General features: G+C 59.0%; 19 protein-coding genes and 3 pseudogenes. 9 read left to right on the top strand and 13 right to left on the bottom strand.

The window, feature by feature from the left end; all coding sequences use genetic code 11:
* On the bottom strand, positions 1 to 1,676 hold a 1,676-nt coding region (locus RR51_RS29770; protein WP_082044767.1), incomplete at its 3' end, for a DDE-type integrase/transposase/recombinase.
* A gap of 3 nt (positions 1,677 to 1,679) precedes the next feature.
* Positions 1,680 to 2,330: a hypothetical protein gene (locus RR51_RS26270; protein WP_039615193.1), complete on the bottom strand. Its 651-nt coding sequence runs from the start codon at positions 2,328 to 2,330 to the stop codon at positions 1,680 to 1,682.
* Between the two features lie 513 nt (positions 2,331 to 2,843).
* Between RR51_RS26270 and RR51_RS26265 the strand changes: the two genes are divergently transcribed.
* Entirely contained in the window at positions 2,844 to 3,761 is a 918-nt protein-coding gene (locus tag RR51_RS26265) for a hypothetical protein (RefSeq protein WP_039615192.1), read from the top strand.
* Here RR51_RS26265 and RR51_RS26260 read toward each other — a convergent pair.
* Complete coding sequence (locus tag RR51_RS26260; protein ID WP_039615191.1) at positions 3,758 to 4,759, bottom strand: DNA-binding protein; 1,002 nt, start codon at positions 4,757 to 4,759, stop codon at positions 3,758 to 3,760. The two genes, RR51_RS26265 and RR51_RS26260, sit on opposite strands and share 4 nt — an antisense overlap.
* 173 nt (positions 4,760 to 4,932) lie before the next feature.
* Here RR51_RS26260 and RR51_RS26255 point away from each other — a divergent pair, with 173 nt between their 5' ends.
* From RR51_RS26255 to RR51_RS26245, 3 genes are all read left to right on the top strand, one after another.
* The gene (locus tag RR51_RS26255; RefSeq protein WP_039615190.1) at positions 4,933 to 5,841 is read left to right on the top strand and encodes a site-specific integrase; all 909 of its coding nucleotides are present in this window, start codon (positions 4,933 to 4,935) and stop codon (positions 5,839 to 5,841) included.
* 370 nt (positions 5,842 to 6,211) lie between these two features.
* Positions 6,212 to 6,421 (top strand): MbcA/ParS/Xre antitoxin family protein, encoded by a 210-nt coding sequence (locus RR51_RS26250; RefSeq protein WP_052261128.1) that lies wholly within the window; start codon positions 6,212 to 6,214, stop codon positions 6,419 to 6,421.
* A gap of 43 nt (positions 6,422 to 6,464) precedes the next feature.
* The gene (locus RR51_RS26245) at positions 6,465 to 6,875 is read left to right on the top strand and encodes a hypothetical protein (RefSeq protein WP_201775113.1); all 411 of its coding nucleotides are present in this window, start codon (positions 6,465 to 6,467) and stop codon (positions 6,873 to 6,875) included.
* Here the strand turns inward: RR51_RS26245 and RR51_RS26240 are convergent.
* From RR51_RS26240 to RR51_RS26220, 5 genes and pseudogenes are all read right to left on the bottom strand, one after another.
* Positions 6,870 to 7,107: pseudogene (locus RR51_RS26240) on the bottom strand (helix-turn-helix domain-containing protein); the annotation flags it as partial. The gene RR51_RS26245 and the pseudogene RR51_RS26240 overlap by 6 nt on opposite strands.
* Positions 7,108 to 7,372: 265 nt before the next feature.
* Positions 7,373 to 7,558: a hypothetical protein gene (locus RR51_RS26235; protein ID WP_039615188.1), complete on the bottom strand. Its 186-nt coding sequence runs from the start codon at positions 7,556 to 7,558 to the stop codon at positions 7,373 to 7,375.
* A gap of 201 nt (positions 7,559 to 7,759) precedes the next feature.
* Positions 7,760 to 8,548, bottom strand: a complete 789-nt coding sequence (locus RR51_RS26230) for an inositol monophosphatase family protein (protein WP_039615187.1) — start codon at positions 8,546 to 8,548, stop codon at positions 7,760 to 7,762.
* Between the two features lie 99 nt (positions 8,549 to 8,647).
* On the bottom strand, positions 8,648 to 8,908 hold the full coding sequence (locus tag RR51_RS26225; RefSeq protein ID WP_039615186.1) for a hypothetical protein: 261 nt from the start codon (positions 8,906 to 8,908) through the stop codon (positions 8,648 to 8,650).
* A gap of 106 nt (positions 8,909 to 9,014) precedes the next feature.
* On the bottom strand, positions 9,015 to 9,470 hold the full coding sequence (locus RR51_RS26220; RefSeq protein ID WP_052261126.1) for a hypothetical protein: 456 nt from the start codon (positions 9,468 to 9,470) through the stop codon (positions 9,015 to 9,017).
* Positions 9,471 to 9,556: 86 nt separating this feature from the next.
* On the opposite strand from RR51_RS26220, the gene RR51_RS26215 reads away from it, so the two are divergent.
* Complete coding sequence (locus tag RR51_RS26215) at positions 9,557 to 9,844, top strand: helix-turn-helix domain-containing protein (RefSeq protein ID WP_039615203.1); 288 nt, start codon at positions 9,557 to 9,559, stop codon at positions 9,842 to 9,844.
* A gap of 370 nt (positions 9,845 to 10,214) precedes the next feature.
* Here RR51_RS26215 and RR51_RS26210 read toward each other — a convergent pair whose 3' ends face one another.
* Entirely contained in the window at positions 10,215 to 11,753 is a 1,539-nt protein-coding gene (locus RR51_RS26210; protein WP_039615185.1) for an IS3 family transposase, read from the bottom strand.
* 100 nt (positions 11,754 to 11,853) lie between these two features.
* On the opposite strand from RR51_RS26210, the gene istA reads away from it, so the two are divergent.
* From istA to RR51_RS31430, 4 genes and pseudogenes are all read left to right on the top strand, one after another.
* Entirely contained in the window at positions 11,854 to 12,879 is a 1,026-nt protein-coding gene (gene istA / locus RR51_RS26205; RefSeq protein ID WP_039615184.1) for an IS21 family transposase, read from the top strand.
* Positions 12,876 to 13,655 (top strand): IS21-like element helper ATPase IstB, encoded by a 780-nt coding sequence (istB, locus tag RR51_RS26200; RefSeq protein ID WP_039615183.1) that lies wholly within the window; start codon positions 12,876 to 12,878, stop codon positions 13,653 to 13,655. Before istA ends, istB begins: the two co-directional genes overlap by 4 nt.
* Positions 13,656 to 13,759: 104 nt before the next feature.
* Positions 13,760 to 14,125: a histone-like nucleoid-structuring protein, MvaT/MvaU family gene (locus tag RR51_RS26195; protein WP_039615182.1), complete on the top strand. Its 366-nt coding sequence runs from the start codon at positions 13,760 to 13,762 to the stop codon at positions 14,123 to 14,125.
* Positions 14,126 to 14,261: 136 nt separating this feature from the next.
* Positions 14,262 to 14,460, top strand: a pseudogene (locus RR51_RS31430) (helix-turn-helix domain-containing protein).
* Here RR51_RS31430 and RR51_RS26190 read toward each other — a convergent pair.
* From RR51_RS26190 to RR51_RS30945, 4 genes and pseudogenes are all read right to left on the bottom strand, one after another.
* Positions 14,457 to 14,675 carry a BPSL0761 family protein gene (locus RR51_RS26190; protein WP_039615181.1) on the bottom strand — a complete coding sequence of 73 codons (219 nt, stop codon included), beginning with the start codon at positions 14,673 to 14,675 and terminating at the stop codon, positions 14,457 to 14,459. The pseudogene RR51_RS31430 and the gene RR51_RS26190 overlap by 4 nt on opposite strands.
* Positions 14,676 to 14,737: 62 nt before the next feature.
* Complete coding sequence (locus RR51_RS26185; RefSeq protein WP_039615180.1) at positions 14,738 to 15,328, bottom strand: DUF6088 family protein; 591 nt, start codon at positions 15,326 to 15,328, stop codon at positions 14,738 to 14,740.
* Positions 15,329 to 15,427: 99 nt separating this feature from the next.
* The gene (locus RR51_RS26180; RefSeq protein ID WP_052261125.1) at positions 15,428 to 16,216 is read right to left on the bottom strand and encodes a metallophosphoesterase; all 789 of its coding nucleotides are present in this window, start codon (positions 16,214 to 16,216) and stop codon (positions 15,428 to 15,430) included.
* A 104-nt stretch (positions 16,217 to 16,320) separates the two neighbouring features.
* Positions 16,321 to 16,464, bottom strand: a pseudogene (locus RR51_RS30945) (IS3 family transposase); the annotation flags it as partial.
* Positions 16,465 to 16,536 lie beyond the last annotated feature (72 nt).

Below are 16,536 nucleotides of genomic sequence, written 5' to 3'. Positions count from 1 at the left end.
AAATAGCAAAGTTTATTTTTCTTTTCGGTGAGTCGGTCGCAAATGATTTGGTGTAGGCTCATTGTCATGCCAACTTGGTAGGCTGCATCTACTGGATCCAGCGGTTGTATGTTTTCAGGATAAGCTGGATGATATGCCCAAGCTCGTCCCAGATCGCTAGTGTCATATAGGACGCATAAGAACTCAGGCTTTGGCTCAAGTCGTGCAAGGAAGGGAACTGCTCCTGATGTCCAACTAACCTTGTTGATTGTAAGATGCCCATTTGCGGTTGGGGTGGCATGACCCAAGCTCAGGAAATAACGGTCGATGTCCTCTAATGAATATTTTTTTATGGCTATTTCGTCAGCCACACATTCACTCCATGCTTCTTCAGGTGCCATACCTAAGCCGTGGTGAAAATGCTTATGGTAGTAGTTTTCTAGCCAGTCAGAATACACCGACCTTACATCCTCAAGTGTCATCTGAGCGTTCGCCTCTGAATCGTAGTCACCGCGTGCTTCTGGATTGGAAAAGGTGGTGCCAGGCAAACGCTGTGCAATATCTTTCGTCCAGGTTTTGAAAGATGACTCTACGTGGGGTTTGTCATCTGCCTTACCAATTCTGCAGAATTTAACCTCGGCGCCTAATTCCTTCATGATGTCTTTTAATCTCTGTGCCGTGAACTCTTGGCCATTATCAAAAACATATGAGATTGCAAGCCCCCCATAGGTGTTTTCGCAGTGTAGGGATGCTTTGATTGCACGAATTGTTTTGTCGATAGAGGGCGGGTTTAGCGATATGTCCCAGCCGGCGACGCAGGCTGTACGTACATCTAAGAGCTTGGTGAGCCAAGGGCGGCCCAGCACGTTGCCTTCGGAATCTACTACCTCAATATCAATCTGATGACTATCGCCCTCAATAATCTCCAATATCCGTACATTTCTCTGGTACTTAATGCTCCACTTTTGATGGCTCTTTGCGATTCTGGTGCCTCGCTGGGCTTTTTCTACGGTGTAGAAGTCTAGCTCAGCAAGAATACGGTATAGTGTGCTGGGTGAGGGGGAGGTTAATTTGTGCAGGGCTCCACGGTTTTCATTGGTCCTATGGATCGCACCTTGAATATTGTCTATGACTTCTGCCTTGCTTAGAGGGGGGCAGGTTAAATAATCCGTATCAATGTGATAGCGAATTATTTTCTGAACCTCTTCAGGCTGATTAAGCAGTCGGTAGCCGCGTGCTCGGTGAGTTGTTGGTATGAGGGAAATAATGTTTCCGGCGCGCTGCTTATAGGATTTCACCCACTCGTAAAGAGCTGTGTAGCAGGGTGGTTTTACATCGCCGATTTGAGTCGCGACTTTAGATGCAATTGCCTCCGCTTTTTTTTTCGGTAAATGAGGTCCTAACTGGTCGATTAAGGCCGTCACGTAGGTTACCCGCCTTTTCAATACCTGCCGATGCTTTTCGGAGAGGGCGCACATGATTTTGGTCGGTTCGCAGGGGAATGGGGCCTCCTGCGTCTTGATCAAGTCGCCCTTTAGATGGGCACGGCTCAGTCGTTCGAGGCTCGGGTTCATGATTCGCCCGCTGGGCCTGATCGAGCGAAGTTGAACTCTACTGTCCTTCACCTCTATAACTTGAAAAACTTCCCCGAGATAGGAGTATCGCTCTCCCGGGGAGATCTTCAGTGGCTCGTGCATGATTCAGACTCGGCAGACAGTCCTAGGGGTAAGCGGCCTTTCTAGGTCAGCCTCAATCAGGTGGTGAAAAAGGGCAAATGACACGTCGGCGGGATGTGCACCTTGAGCGATGAGCGCTGCGATCGTCGCCTGGCCAAAAAATCTGCCCATGAGTAGATGCACAACTGTAGCGCCACCTTCGGGACTTCCAGCGTAGGCTTGGTGATACATATATTGCAGGTTGTGCATCTTGGCGCGCGACGCAAATCGGGTAAGATCCAGTAGTGCGATTCGTACTGGTATTGTGTCAAATACTGATTCGAGAATTTCAGCACGGTACGGGATAGGGGAGGCAGGGGCATCGGGTCGCACCAAGAGATAAATGCTGTAAAGGCCTTCGCCATTCACCGCGAGCACATCAGGTATGAAGCGAATTTTTGATTTTTCGCTATATAAAACAAAGGGGCGGGGAAGATAGGCTGCTGTTTCCTGATCTTGCTCGAGGTACAGGCAAGCGTGAATCTGAATCAGACTTTCACAAGTCAGCGATGCGTTGTTCTTTCGTGAAGGAAATACGGTAGTAGACTTAATATGGGTTCCCGAAGCCAACGGCTGGGGCTCCACGATTTCCAGTTCTGACTGCAGCACTCGTTTGAAGTCTGTGAGGTTGAGCATTCTTCGACCTCCTCATTCAATGCATGCCCGTATGTTCGCTTCCGTTCCGGAGCTCGAGCTGCCTAAACAGGAGCTCCGCACTCCGACTTGACCGATAGAGGGAATCCCAACCCACGAGCACTAGAGCTGGTTTCGTCATTTAAGCCAACGGCTCCCGCGGCAATAGGCTAGGTGGTCAGCTGAGAGACGCCTTGACGGGCCACTTGTTCATGACCTTATCCCTCTGCTAATGACCTGGTTCACCATCGCTTAGCGATCTGTAGACACATTATGCGCGCCTGTCGCCGTGGCTCCGAGACCCGTTATGCTCTAAGCGAGTTCACAATTTTTTTTCATGGAAGAAAATTATTTCCGCAGGATCAAGGACTTACTGCATCGCTCTTTGATCAGATTTCGCAAATGTCTTCCGCATGCGTGATAACCCTCCTGAGTCGTCTCACCGAGCCTTGTCCAGGTGTTGACACAATGAGCGCTACACTGCGGTAGTTGCGGGTACATGGAGGGTGAGGTGTCATGTCCACGAAAATTGAACTGCCGGCAACCATAAGCACTGCCCAGCAGTGGATCCTCGCAGCTGAAGCGGCCAAGGCGGTTGGCTGTGCAGTGCGCAGCTATGAGCTAGCAGCCTGGCAAGCTCGCAGTGATCCCACCGTAGGGGCCGGTGAACCTATACCGGCGGAGTATCGCAAGCGCTGGAATGCACTGTTTCGTGGTGTGAAATGGCGCAGCACCACGTGGGAACGACTGTATCCGTTGTGCCCGATCCTGCAGGGAGTGCACGACGACATCCTGTGGACGGCGCTGGATCCTGGCATCCCCAGTCAGGTATTCGATGAGTGCTTGCTAACATGGCGCCTGAGCGGAAAGCCCTTGCCGATGTGCTCGCCGTCAACCATGGAGAGCCTGTGCGGGTGTCCAAGCTGGAGGCGTTTGGGCTACTTGCTGATCATTCTGCGTAGCCGGTCGCCTCAGTTCTGCTTGCTACGGTGTTGGGTTAGGAAGAATTTCCTAGCGTACTGTGCCCTGACCAGCCTGCCGCCCTATGGCCACCTGGCAGCACTGGCGCTGTACGATTTGTTCACTCGGCTGTTCCAGGCAGCCCCTCAGGAGACGCCGGACAACTGGCCTGCCCATAGATGGGGCTATATGAAAGACAGAGCCTTGTTTAGGCGCCTGGGACATTTCTTGATTGTACAGCGTTGGGTCGATGGCTGGGATGATCGCTGCCTGATGTGGCTGTGGCATCTGGTCCACAAACGCAACTCGCTACACCTGACGCGCCTTTGCCAGGCTGGGGGCAGCGAGTCAGCATTACTCCTACCGTGGCGTCTGGCAACGTGCGTGGAGAAGGCCCTGAAGGGCGATCAGGATTTTCAGCTGGAGTTCGATTTGCGCGGGCTGCGCACAGCTGGCCGCCGCTCCTCGGCCTAACCAGCGTCTGGCGGCGGATCAACGGCACTCTCGCGCTCTGCCCGTAGTTGGCGGATTAACATATGCAGGGCCGCCAGTTGTTGCGTGTGGCTACGCAGGTCGCGGCGGTCCTGGCGATGCTTGAGTACATACCGCCGGCTTTTTTCTCGAGCCACGGACGCATCGATCTGCACGGCGTGAAGGCGCTCCCGTTGCTCCTGCAGGTCACTTTCCAGCTGCTTCGCGTAGCGTTGCGTCTGCAGCAGGTGTTCGCCCTGCGTACGCAACTCGAGGCCACGAGCCTGCAACGCGGCATTCAAACGCTCCAGTTCACGGTACACCTGGCCGAGCTCCTCCTGCTTGGCCAGCAGCTGACCTTGCAGCCGCCGCAGCTCTTGCTGCAGCTGATGCAACTGCTCCTCGGCGCGGCGTGTTTCTTGCTCACGTTGCGTCAGATGCTGCTGGCGATAATGGTTTAGCGCTTCCCGGGCATGCCGATGCTTATCTTCTAGGGACTGGATATGCGCCGCCCGCTCCTCAAGGAGGCGCTGTAAGCCACGTTCATTCTCGGCCAGACGCTGACGCTCAGCGTCGACCTCGTGCAGGCGGGAGTTCAAGGCCTGCTCCCGGACGAGGCCGTCGCGTCGCTCGTTGTTAAGCAGGGTATGAGTCTGCTGCAGCTGCTCGAAGCGAGCCTGCTCGACCTGCCGTTGCTGCGTAGCGCGGGCCTCTTGCTGCGTCAACTGTTCACGCTCGTGAGCGACTGCCGCCTGGGCGTGGGCTATCAAGCGCTCGGCTAGACTGCTGATATAGGCGAGCAACTCCTCGTCCAAACTGGTGCCGCTGGGCGGTGGCCTCTGCTCTGCCGCTAGCTCCTTCAGGTAACGCTGGATAGTGCTTTTCGAGCCGGTGTTGCCCAGTTCGGTACGCACCGCATCGATGCTCGGTCGCTCTCCGCGGGCGAGCAGGGCGTCACGGGCGCGCCGGACGAGGACCTTGTTGATGCCGCCGCGAGCCATGGGCTTACTCCGACGATTTCGTACTGGTTTACACAGTATGGAATTACACCTGTACAGAGTTAACCTGGTGGCAGGATTTTCGGATGAACTGACGTTCAAGAAGCCCAGTTTCTCGAACGTGATAGGTTCTTCGCTGTGAATGGGCCTTGAATCGCGGTACGCGAGGAGGCAGCGTGGACGATTTAGCCGAGCGCTATCTGCAGGCCGCGCGGCGCGCCAGCACGCAACGGCGTTATGCGCAGGCCATCGAGCACTTCGAAGGGGAGTGGGGTGGGCTGCTGCCGGCATCCAGCGAAAGCGTGGTGCGCTACCTCGCCGCCTATGGCGCGCGACTATCGGGCAGCACGCTGCGCACACATCTGGCGGCACTGGCGCAATGGCACCGTCAGCACGGCTTCGCCGATCCGACCAAGGCTGCGCGGGTGCGCGACACCCTGCGCGGCATTCAGGCGCTGCACCCGCAGCCAGTGCAGCAGGCCGAGGCGCTGGCATTGCAGGAACTGGAAACCTGCATTGCCATGCTGACCGAGGAGCTAAACAGCGCGCGGCCGGCGATATGCCTACGTGCGGCGCGTGACCAGGCGCTGATCCTGCTCGGCTTTTGGCGGGCGTTTCGCGCCGACGAGTTGTGTCGGCTGCAGGTAGAGCACCTTCGGCTGCGCCCAGGGCAGGGGCTGGAAATATTTCTGCCAAGCAGCAAGGGCGATCGCGCCAACCGCGGCCGCTCGTTGCGCGTGCCTGCGCTCAAGCGCCTGTGCCCGGTGGCCGCATATGAGCAGTGGCGCGAACTCAGTGGAGTCAAACAGGGGCCGGTATTTCGTGCGATTGATCGCTGGGGCCATCTGGCGGCACACGGCCTCAACCCCAACAGCGTGTCACGCGTGTTGCGCCAGGCTTTGCTGCGCAGTGGGGTAGACGGCGCGGGTTACACCGGTCACTCGCTGCGCCGCGGCTTTGCCACCTGGGCCAGCCGCAACCGATGGAGCAGCAAGGCGCTGATGGAGTACGTCGGTTGGCGCGACGTGCAGTCCGCGACTCGCTACATCGATGCCGATGCGCCGTTTGGTGACTGGGAGCGATAAGCGGGGCAGGGCCGGTCCGATGGTGTCAAGCTTTGGGGCCAGCGCACTTGTTTTCGCTGGCAGGGCCGGTCCCTGACCGATGGATAGGCCCCTTCAGCCCTGCAGAGAAGGGCGGCCGGCGGGCTTGATGCACAGCTCGTCCAGGGACAGGGTGCCTCGATGTCGTCCGCAGCGAGCGATGGGGGGGGCTGCGACCTCCGGGTTCAGGAACAGGGGCCGTCGCTGGACGGGCGTGCGTAGCAGGCCGAGCGATGTCAAACTCATGGTGATCGCCTCAATTATACTGTATTTATATACAGCAAACAGAGGCGTCGCCTGAGAGCAATGTGCAGAATCTGGACATTGCTATGAGCGAGGAGGAGACCCCGTAATGGAGGACCGCGAAACCGAGTCCCGAGTTCGGGAGGTGCAGGCCCTGGCCGAGCGGGTCTTCGAAGACCGCGCGACCGCGCTCGACTGGCTGGCTAGGCCCAACGCGGCGCTGGGGGTTGTCACCCCGCTGAGTTGCTGTGTGACGGTGGCGGGGGCGCAGCAGGTCCGAAGGATTCTGCGGGCCATCGAGTCTGGCGGGGCGGCTTGATCACCGCTAGAGCTGGAGGTGCGGCATGTGCGGATGTGTAGAGGTGGCGGGACGCTACACGGAAAGCAGCAAGCTGGTGCGGGTCTACTTCCCCAACCCGAAGGCGGCCCTGCCGGTGCTGCAGGCCGACGGTTCGGTGGAGTGGCTGCCCTGGGGGCGGCGCCAGGAGCAGAAGGGAAAACTGCCGGCGACCGGCTGGGCGAGGGTGGACTCGATCAGAGCGGGAAAATGGGCGCGCTTCCATCCTCGGGAGGTGTGGATCGTGGCGGAACGCTTCATGGAGAAGGATCCAGCGGGTGTCTCGCACTGGTTCGATCTGGAGGAAGGCCAGGCCATCGAAGGCCTGCTGGTGGCCGCCGGCGATGAGCGTCGGGTCTACGTGGTGAGCACGTTGCCGCCGCCGGGATGCGAGTCCATTCATGGCCGCTGGCCACTTGTTCGACTCGCAGAATGACTTCTGGTCTGGCTGAGTCACCTTCCGCTGGTCCATGCGGAATTTAGTTGATGGTCTCGATGGGATCTGCAGGTGGCATCGGGTAGTGCTTGGCCTCGTGCCTCTCGATCAGCGACGCCAGAGCATCCAGCTCATTGCCCTCCGGTGTACCAATCTCGGCACCCCACAGCTGCTCCATGCGGGCAAGGGCTGTAGCTAGGTCTTCCTCGGAAAGAATCAGCTTGATGTTCATTGCCCTGTCTCCGCATTGAGCTGATTGTACTGGCCATATCGGCGATGGCTTCCGAGTATGACCGCTGGCCAAAAATCGAGACCAGCCTGGATTGCCGGAGCATCAACGAAAGCGGGTCCGCATTGCCTCAATGGATAACAGCTCGGAGAGGGGAACCGTGCCTATACGATCACACGCAATACGCTCGATGCGGAGATCCTCCAGCTCATCGAGGAGTGCTTGGTAAGCCTCTGCGCTGGGGGTGACGGCTGCTTGCTTGGACTGGTCAGACATCGCTGCATACCCTGTTGGCCCCTGAGAGGCGACCCGCAGGCTCCATCGTTTCGCCATGGGCAAGAGCTGCCTTTATGAAGTGGCGTTGGTTGACCGAAGCACCGCCGCCCAAGCGGAGGGCCTCTTCCGTGAATTTCGCGATCATGGCGTGCTTGTCAGAGACGTTCTTGTGCTTCATGCCTACCTCATGCGGGGTTGTGTCCCGAGACGATAAGTGTCACTGAGTGATTACAGCCACTCAAGCTGAATGTAGCTGCGCTGCCAGCCCGTTTCCTGAGGCCGGCGGTGGCGATTTGAAAGCCTCGCCGTCGTTCGCTTCGGGCGGATGCCGGCTAAAACACGCACGACCGCTTTCCCATTTTTGGGGAGCATGAGGTGCTCAAGACGGGATCGAAAGTCGCTGCCGCCAAGGGCGTGAAGCCAGGAGTTGACTTGCAGCCAAATTGCCACCGAAACAGCAGCGGCACAGAGGTTTGCTCAGGTCGTCGTAAATAATCGGGTAGCCGTCCTGATCAAGCAAGTCGCCGCCAGCCGCCTTGAGGAGGGCATGGCCGGCGACTACGTCGTGCGGATACACGGGGTAGAGCGAAATCCCCGCAATGCCGTCGCCGGCGGCCACCCTGGCGAGGCGATAAGCGATGCTGGGCATCGGGCTGAAGCCTGCGGGTGAACAAAGTTCGGCATTCAGCTCCGGTTTTTGGTTGGCGGCTGTGCTTACGAATACCACCGTAGCGGCGTCGAGTTGCCGTGCAGACAGGTCGGGGGAACTTTGTATGCCATTACGCAGAAGGCCAGTCATGCCTGACTCCCAGCTGATACAGTCCGGCCCACGCGGAGAAATCGGCGCATAGACAACGCCCAGCACTGGCTCGGAGTCCCGAAGCAGCCCCACGGAGATGGCCGAGCCTTGTCGGCCTGCCAGAAAATCGGAAGTGCCATCGTTCGGATCCACCACCCAGCAATAGCGTGCCCCCGTCAGTGCGCTCCCCGTCTCCTCTCCCCAGAAGTCACCTGCCTGCAGTCGTAGCAGCCCCTTGCGCAGCTGGATCTCAACTTCGACGTCAATGTTGGCCTTGTCTCCTTCCCCGCGCGGCCCTCCTGGGCGATTGGCCTCGGCGGCGATAAGCGCTCCGGCGCGCAGAATCAGTGGGATGATTTCGTTCAGCATGGGCAGGCCTTGAGCCTAGGCCTTCCAACTGGTTCAGCGGCGCCCCCTTGGCCTCTCGTCGAGGCAACAACCGAGGAATCCTCGGTTGTTGGAATCAGCTTATTCATCCTTGGACGACTCCTCATGCGCAGACTCAGCCTGCTCCTCGGCGAGTTCGCGCTCCCACTGGGCGACCAGTGCGTCGACCCGATCGGGGATCAGTGGCGTCTTCGACAGGACGAGGCGCGGTCCGTCACCGACCCAAGCCTCGACCAAGTACAGCGAGTCTCCTACTTGGAGATCGAGCCGCTGCAGGACTTCGTCGGGGAGGCGTAGGGCTGGCTCCCCGTCCCAGTCTTCGATCGGCAGATTGATCGGCATGGCTGCAATCCTTCCGTAGCAGAGGTTTCCGCAGGGGGGCGGCGGCAGAGCGCTGTTCGCAGCTCCCACCGCTCAGGCCGACAGTCGAGCGCACTCGTGACAGGACTCAGCTCCTTATCAGCTGCGTGGCCTCGGCAGCTGAGAAAATAGCGCGCTCAGTTCGCAGCTGAGACAAATCAGAGCATGTCCCTTCTATATAGCAATGGCCACCCTCGATCACGTGGACGTAATTTGAGTACCCATCTCTATCGTCAATATCTACACGCAGCTCCTGTAGACGCTCCATTTTCCAGCCATCACTGCCATTCATGTATCCGGGGCTGACTAGCATCACCTCTTCAACCCACATGCGATCGTGCTGCTCGCTGAGCAGCCGCTCAAGCTCTGGTGGGGATGGGATCAGCAACGTCTTGGTGAAGCTCTCGTCACCGGCTACATACCCGATGGTGGTGTAGAACCAGGGGCACCTGAGAGATAGCTCCACATAGCGCCAATGGAGAGAGTTTTCATCCCCAAAAAGCCTTCCCAGAGGCATTTCTGCCTGGCGGTATGTCACAAACATGGCCTTCGCCTCACAAAATGAACACTATAGATTGTAGCTCTATAGTGTTCAATGGGGCCTTATCGTTCCTTTTGCGAGAGCAGCAAATGGAACTGAAACAGGCACTCGGTATCGCCCTGAAGCGACACAGGCTGAGCAAAGGGCTCCCACAAGAGGCTTTCTCGAACGTCAGCAGTCGAACCTACCTGAGCACGCTTGAGCGTGGGCTCAAGAGCCCTACGGTCGAGAAGGTGCATGAGATTGCATCTGCCATGGGGGTTCATCCTCTGACGATCCTAGCTAGCTGCTACCTGCTACAGGACGAAACTCTCAACATTGACGACCTGTTTTCCCGCATTCGCATGGAGCTTATTCAAAGCGAGCAGTCTGCCTGAGACAGCCCTGTCCAGATGCACCTCTACAGGTGGGGCGTGGTCGAGCTGAACTCAACTGAATGGTCAGGGGGGATGAAAATCACTGATCTTAGAACGCGTGGTGTTCCGCGAGCGGCAGCGCGAGGGAGCCGACTTGGCCAAGCGATGTGACGCCTGCCGAGACTGGAAGAATGCCCGTAGCGAAACCAGGTTCGCTGCGCTGTGCTGTCACGCCGAGGCCCATGATCCGAAGGCCGCCCTGGCTCCTGAGTTCGGCATCAGCCGGACCAACCTCTATGATTACCCGCGAACCGGCGAGTAGCAGGCCGCTTCCATGTTAGCGCCGATGTAAAACTGACCCACCGGGGATGCGGACAAAAACTTGGACTGGTTATGCCGCTAAGCCCAGGCTTTCACGATACTCAATGGGACTGAGCGCGCCGAGGGAAATCTTTATACGTTTTTCGTTGTACCAGCGAATGTATGAATCCAAGGCCTGAATGAACTGCTCGATGCTCGTTGACTGCCAGTTGCGAGGATAGAACAGTTCCGTTTTCAGTCGGCCGAAGAAACCTTCACAAGCCGCGTTGTCTGGTGAGCAGCCTTTGCGCGACATCGAACGAATCAGCTTCGCATCAGCGATGCGCGATAACCAGCCGGGCCAGCGGTAGTGAGCGCCACGATCGGAGTGAACAACAGGCCGTTTATCGTTACTGGCCACCGTTTCGATAGCTGCATCCAGCATCGTGTTCACAAGCTCGGCGTCGGGACGCGTGCCGATCGACCAACTGATTACCTTCCCATCGAAGCAGTCGATCATGGGGGACAGGTACACCTTGCCTGCCGGGATCTGGAACTCCGAGATGTCGGTCAGCCATTTCTCATTCGGAGCTAGGGCCGTGAAGTCGCGGTTGAGGAGGTTTTCCGGCGCCGGACTGATCTCCCCGAGGTAGGAACCGTATCGACGCCGTTTCGGCTTGGCGACGACTAGGCACTCCTGCTTCATCAAGCGCTGCACCACCTTCTCTGAAAGGCGCACACGCTGCCTGCTCAACGAAGCTCGCATCCGACGGTAGCCATAGCAACGATGATTGCGCTCGAATATGTCCGCCATGGCACGACGCACTTCGGTGTACTTTTCCGCGACCTGCATTCGGGCTCGATGATAGAAATAGGAGCTTCGGGCCAAGCCCAACGCGTCAAGCAGCTCTAGCAAGGAGTACCTATGCCTAAGGGCATCAGCCAGCAATGTCTTCTCCCGATTGGTCAGGACTTGCCGGTTGATGCCCGTCTCTTTTTTTATGAGTTCATTCGCCCTCATCAACAGGTCATGTTCAAGCTGCAAACGGCGAACATCGAGCTGGAGAGATTCGAGTTGCCGCTGCAACTCCTCTCGTTCCGGTGACGATGAGGGTTCAAGTCGACACTTCATGGATGGGGATACCTCTGGGCCGAGTAGCTGGTTTTTCCAGTTGTACAAGGTCGGCCTGCACACGCCCAGCTTTTGAGCCAGGGCTTTCGCACTTTCTTTTCGCGTGCACAGCGCGATGACCGCTGCCTGCTTCACCGCTGGCGGCCGGGCTAACCCGTCTGATCGACTGACAACACGCGTATGCAACTCGGGGTGCATTTCGTAAATCCAGGCACGCAAAGAATCCCGCGCGGGGTAGCCCAACGCCTTGATGGTAGCGGCGATGTTGCGACCGTATTCGAGATAGTGCTCGACAGCCTTTTCCCTTTGGGCCGGTGAGTACTTCGACTTCGAGTTCTCGTAGCAACGCGGCAGGTCGAGGCATCGCTCATACTCTGCGTGCCAGCTCTTCAAAGAGTTCTTCGTCGGGTAGCCCAACTGACGAATAGTTGCCCCGGTTCGCTTGCCCAGTTTGATGTAGAGCTTGACCGCTCGGATACGGTCTTCGTATGAATACATGAACTACCTCCAGGTAGTCCAAGATTTCCGCCGCATCCCCACCCCAGCGAAGTAAAACTGACCCACCTGGGCTACCGTCGCGGCCTTTTCGAGGCCGCCCATGTTGACCCAGGAGCAAGCAGTGGAGATCAGAGTATTGGCCCGTCAAGGGCACAGCATTCGGCAGATCGCCAAGACGCTGGGCGTGTCCCGCAACACCGTCCGGCGTTACCTCAAGGAGCCTTCCGTCTCGCGTTACTCGCCGCGGGAACCCAGGCCCACCAAGCTCGACCCCTTCCACGACTACCTGCGCGAGCGGGTCAGGCAGGCGCATCCGCTCTGGCTGCCAGCCACCGTGCTGCTGCGCGAAATCCGCGAGCAGGGCTATCAGGGCGGCGCTTCCCAGCTGCGCGCCTGGCTGGCCAAGCTCAAGCCGGCCAGGCTCGACGATGGCCCGGTAGTACGCTTCGAGACCGAGCCCGGCAAACAGATGCAGGCCGACTTCGTGGTCTTCCGCCGCGCCAAATCACCGCTGTCGGCCTTCGTGGCCACGATGGGTTACAGCCGGATGACCTATGTCCACTTCGTGCCGGACGAGTCCTTCGAGTCGGAGCACAACTCGCTGCTGCTGGCCTTCGACTACTTCGGTGGAGTCCCGCAGGAGGTGCTGTTCGACAATATGAAGACCGTCGTCCTGGAGCGCGATGCCTATGGCGACGGCAGCCACCGCTTCCATCCGGGCCTGCTCCAGATGGCCGACGACCTGGGCTTCCGGATCCGCCTGTGCCGCCCCTATCGGGCACGCACCAAGGGCAAAGTCGAACGCTTCAACCGCTACCTGCGCGAAAGCTTCTACAACCCGCTGCATAGCCGGGTGAATGCCGCCGGCCTGCTGGTGGACAGCGGAACGGCCAACCGACTGGTCGGCGAGTGGCTTGCCGAGGTCGCCAACGTGCGCATGCATGCCACGCTCGGTGAACGCCCCATTGATCGCTGGCGTCGGGAGCGCGGGCTGTTGACGCCCTTGCCGCAGGCCCTGCGGCAGGAGTGGGCAGCGTTGCTGGGCGACCGACCACGGCCCATCCCCCATGAGTCCTTGCAGCATCCCCTGTCGGTCTACGAGTCGATCCGGGAGGCCTGCGCATGAACCTGCAACACGAGCGCATTGCCGAGCTGTGTCAGGCTCTCAAGCTCGAACGCGTCGCCGATCACTACCCGGTGCTGGCCCAGCAGGCGGTCCGGGAGGAGCTGAGCTTCAGCGATTTCCTGGAGCAGTTGCTGCGCCATGAGCAGGGCTTTCGCCAGCAGCGTAGCCGCGAACTGCTGACGCGGATGGCCTGCTTTCCGGCGATCAAGACGCTGGAGGAGTACGACTTCGGCTTCAGTCCCGGCGTGCCCAGGGCGCTGCTGCATGAGTTGGCAGGGCTGGCATTCGTCGAGCGCACCGAGAACATCGTGCTGATCGGCCCCTCGGGAGTCGGCAAGACGCATCTGGCCATCGCTCTGGGCTATCGGGCGGCGCAGAGCGGCATCAAGACCCGTTTCATCACTGCGGCCGATCTGATGCTGCAACTGGGTGCGGCCCAGCGACAGGGACGGCTGAAGGCCTACCTCAACCGCGCCATCCTGGCCCCGCGACTGCTGGTGATCGACGAGATCGGCTACCAGCCGTTCGGTCGTGAGGAGGCCAACCTGTTCTTCCAGGTGGTGGCCAAGCGGTACGAGAAGGGCTCGATGATCCTGACCTCGAACCTGCCGTTCACCCAGTGGGCCGATGCCTTCAGCGGCGACGCCACACTGACCGCCGCCATGCTGGATCGTCTCCTGCACCATGCCCACATCCTCACCCTGACCGGAGAAAGCTACCGACTCAAGGACAAACGCAAGGCGGGCGTCATCCGCCAGAACCGTAAACCCGACTGATCCAGGTGGGTCATTATTACTTCGGTGAATCCAGCCCAAAGTGGGTCAGTTTTCAGTCGGCGTTGACACCAATTTGATTCTGTTACGAAACCAAAGGAGTGAACATGTCCAAACTAGCCGAATTTCGTCGTGCCGAGCGTGAGCTGCAGAAGCAGATGGCCTTGCTTGAACAGCTGCAGGCCGACGCCAGCCTCCAGCGCGAAATGGAGTTCGAAGACAAGCTTAAGGCGCTGATGGCGGACTACAGCATGGATCTGGCAAAGGTGGTAGCCATCCTCAATCCGCCGCCGGTCGAGCTGGAGCCGCTTGCCCCGGTTGCCGTGAAGCAGCGCCGCCCCCGCCAGGTGAAGGTGTATGTGCAGCCAGTTACCGGCAAGCGTATCGAGACCAAGGGTGCGAACCATGCCCAGCTCAAGGCCTGGAGGGCTGAGTTTGGTGCTGAAGTGGTGGAGGGCTGGCGAATGGCCTGAGCCAACGCGTTCACGCTTCGGGCAGCCTCACCCCCGACAGGGGCTTACAGCTGCTCGACCTTCAGAAACAGGCCAGCAACAGCGGTCTTTAATGCTGCGAAAAGCGGAGCTGATAGCTCGGCTCGACGGCAAAGTCATCCAACGAGTAGGTGCTCCCCGAACCTGCCCCAAGAGCCTGCCCGCACTCGCGCTGGCTTGCAGCACGACCACAGCTATATAGGACGCATCGAGCGTGGTGAGGTGAACATCACCGTCGAGAAGCTGTATCGCATCGCCAGCATGCTGAGCTTGATCCAACCTCCCTCCTGCCTCCAGTATCGGAGCTACAGGGCTAGTCGATTCTGGAGCTCAGAAAAACCCACGGCAGACCATCGTCGCGCTGCTCCTCTATCTTCCCGGCAAGCAGCACCTCATCGGCGGTCGGGTAATGACGCAACAGTCGACGCGCCTCAATGCGCACGGTCTCAGGCAGCGTCTTGTCACGAGACAAGTCAACCAGAAACTCACGGGCTTGAATGATCGAGCGGGTGCGCTCACTGGGCATCGTCATTCCGTTCTCCTTGCATAAATCTCATCTAGCTAAATGCTCTGCCTGGCCATTGGTGCATGGCGTCAGACCGGCGGAGGGCCAGCCAGGGCCTTGCTCATCCAAGCAGGCATTTTGCAGGCTGCCAACTGCTTGAGTTCGGCTGGCGTCAGCTCGTTCTTGATCTTCGTGACTGAAGTCGGATTCACGCCTTTGCTGCCCAGGTAGAAGAGCGCTACAAGGGCCAGTCCCACCTTGGTTCCGGCATGCTGCAACTTTTCTGGGGAAACATGCCGGAGCCGTATCGTCAGGGCACCGAGTCGAATCTCTCGACTTGAGCCGCTCGTATACAGCACAGACTGTGTTTGCATCTGGGTGCTCAGGCGAAATGCCCTGACCGCCTCGGCACCATGCACCTGGATCGTTTCGTGATTCCGCTTGGCGATCACCCGGATCACAGCCAAGGCACTGGGGCGGACACTGCCGACATACGGACTGATCTTCGGTCGCATATAGATCCCGCGAGTGATCCGCTCCAGCTCGCCAGCGCTCACCAACCGGGCTATCGCCTTGCAGACAGCAGAGCGTGATCCCAGCCCTGCAAATCGTCGAGAGCTGAACGGTTGCCCTTTGGGTTGGTATTTCACCTGTTGCCAGATGGTGGAGGCTATGGGCATGGTGTATCCATGTGATCAGAAAGTGTGCCACTCATGGGCGTTAACCGATGCTACATGCCGTACCTGCGGATCACCGTGGATCTTCTTCGGCCCCTTCGATTATTGGTATTGCCCCGACAATAATTGCTCATCGCCCGCTGGCAGCAGGGCCTCGAGGTCGATGACCAGGGACGGCTGGAACCCAGACTCCTCCCCTGGATAGCCCCGCTGATTGGAGACAACCCGCGTCCCATTCACTTCGAAGTCGACCGAGGTATGCGTGTGGCCATGCACCCACAAGGCCACGCGATCGCCCCCTATCAGATCCTCCCAGTCGTTCGCGAAGGCCGCATCCAGGATCGTGCCGGCATGGGGGCTTTCCTGCAGCGAGCGCAGCGTCGGGGCGTGGTGTGTGATCACCACGGTCGGTCCTTCATAGGGCTCGACGAGCTTGCTGCGCAGCCAGTCACGGGTCTTCTCCGCCTGCTTGATCAGGTCCGTCGGCCGGATGCGGCGATAGTTCTCCGTGCGGATCTGGCGGAAATCGCTCAGCGCCTGCTGCGCGCTCAACGCGGCCAGGGGCGGGTTGCCGGTGGCAGCGAAGTCGGTCCACATCGTGGCGCCGAGGAAGCGCACGCCGCCGATCTCAACCTCATCCCGATCCATGACGTGCACACGTTCGTCGCCGGCGGCACGCATCGCCTGCAGCGTCTTGGTGAGGTGGCCACGGTAGAACTCGTGGTTGCCCGGCACGTAGAGCACCGGGCAGTCGAATGCCTGCCTGGCCCACTCGATGCCCCGTACGCCGAGGTCGATATCGCCCGCGAGGATGACCACATCCGCATCCCTCACCTCGGGCGTGAAGGGAGCGAACTCGTTGTGCAGGTCGGACAGGGGGTGAATTCGCATCGGGAGTGCCTGTTGCAGTGAATGCCGACCAGTATGTGCAAAATCTGCACAATGCTCGGCGAGCCGCACTATTGTGATCTTGCCCAGCATTCGTGGACACGGGTTTAAATACTCATCCGGGCCTCGAAGGCCTCCGGGCTGATGTTCCCCAATGTGCTGTGACGCCGCTGGCGGTTGTAATCGGTTTCGACGTATTCAAACACGGTTTTACGCATCTGGGCGCGGCTCATGAAGCGCTCGCCGTGTAGACCGGCTGATCCCCTTCGTGGTCGAGAGGGTTCCTGCGGCTTTCTTGTCTGCAGTCCTTGAGGAGGAGCTGA

It is taken from the genome of Pseudomonas sp. C5pp, from assembly GCF_000814065.1.
GTDB classification, from domain to species: domain Bacteria; phylum Pseudomonadota; class Gammaproteobacteria; order Pseudomonadales; family Pseudomonadaceae; genus Aquipseudomonas; species Aquipseudomonas asiatica.
Note: the sequence above shows the minus strand (reverse complement) of the source record. Positions and strands in the feature narration are given on the sequence as shown.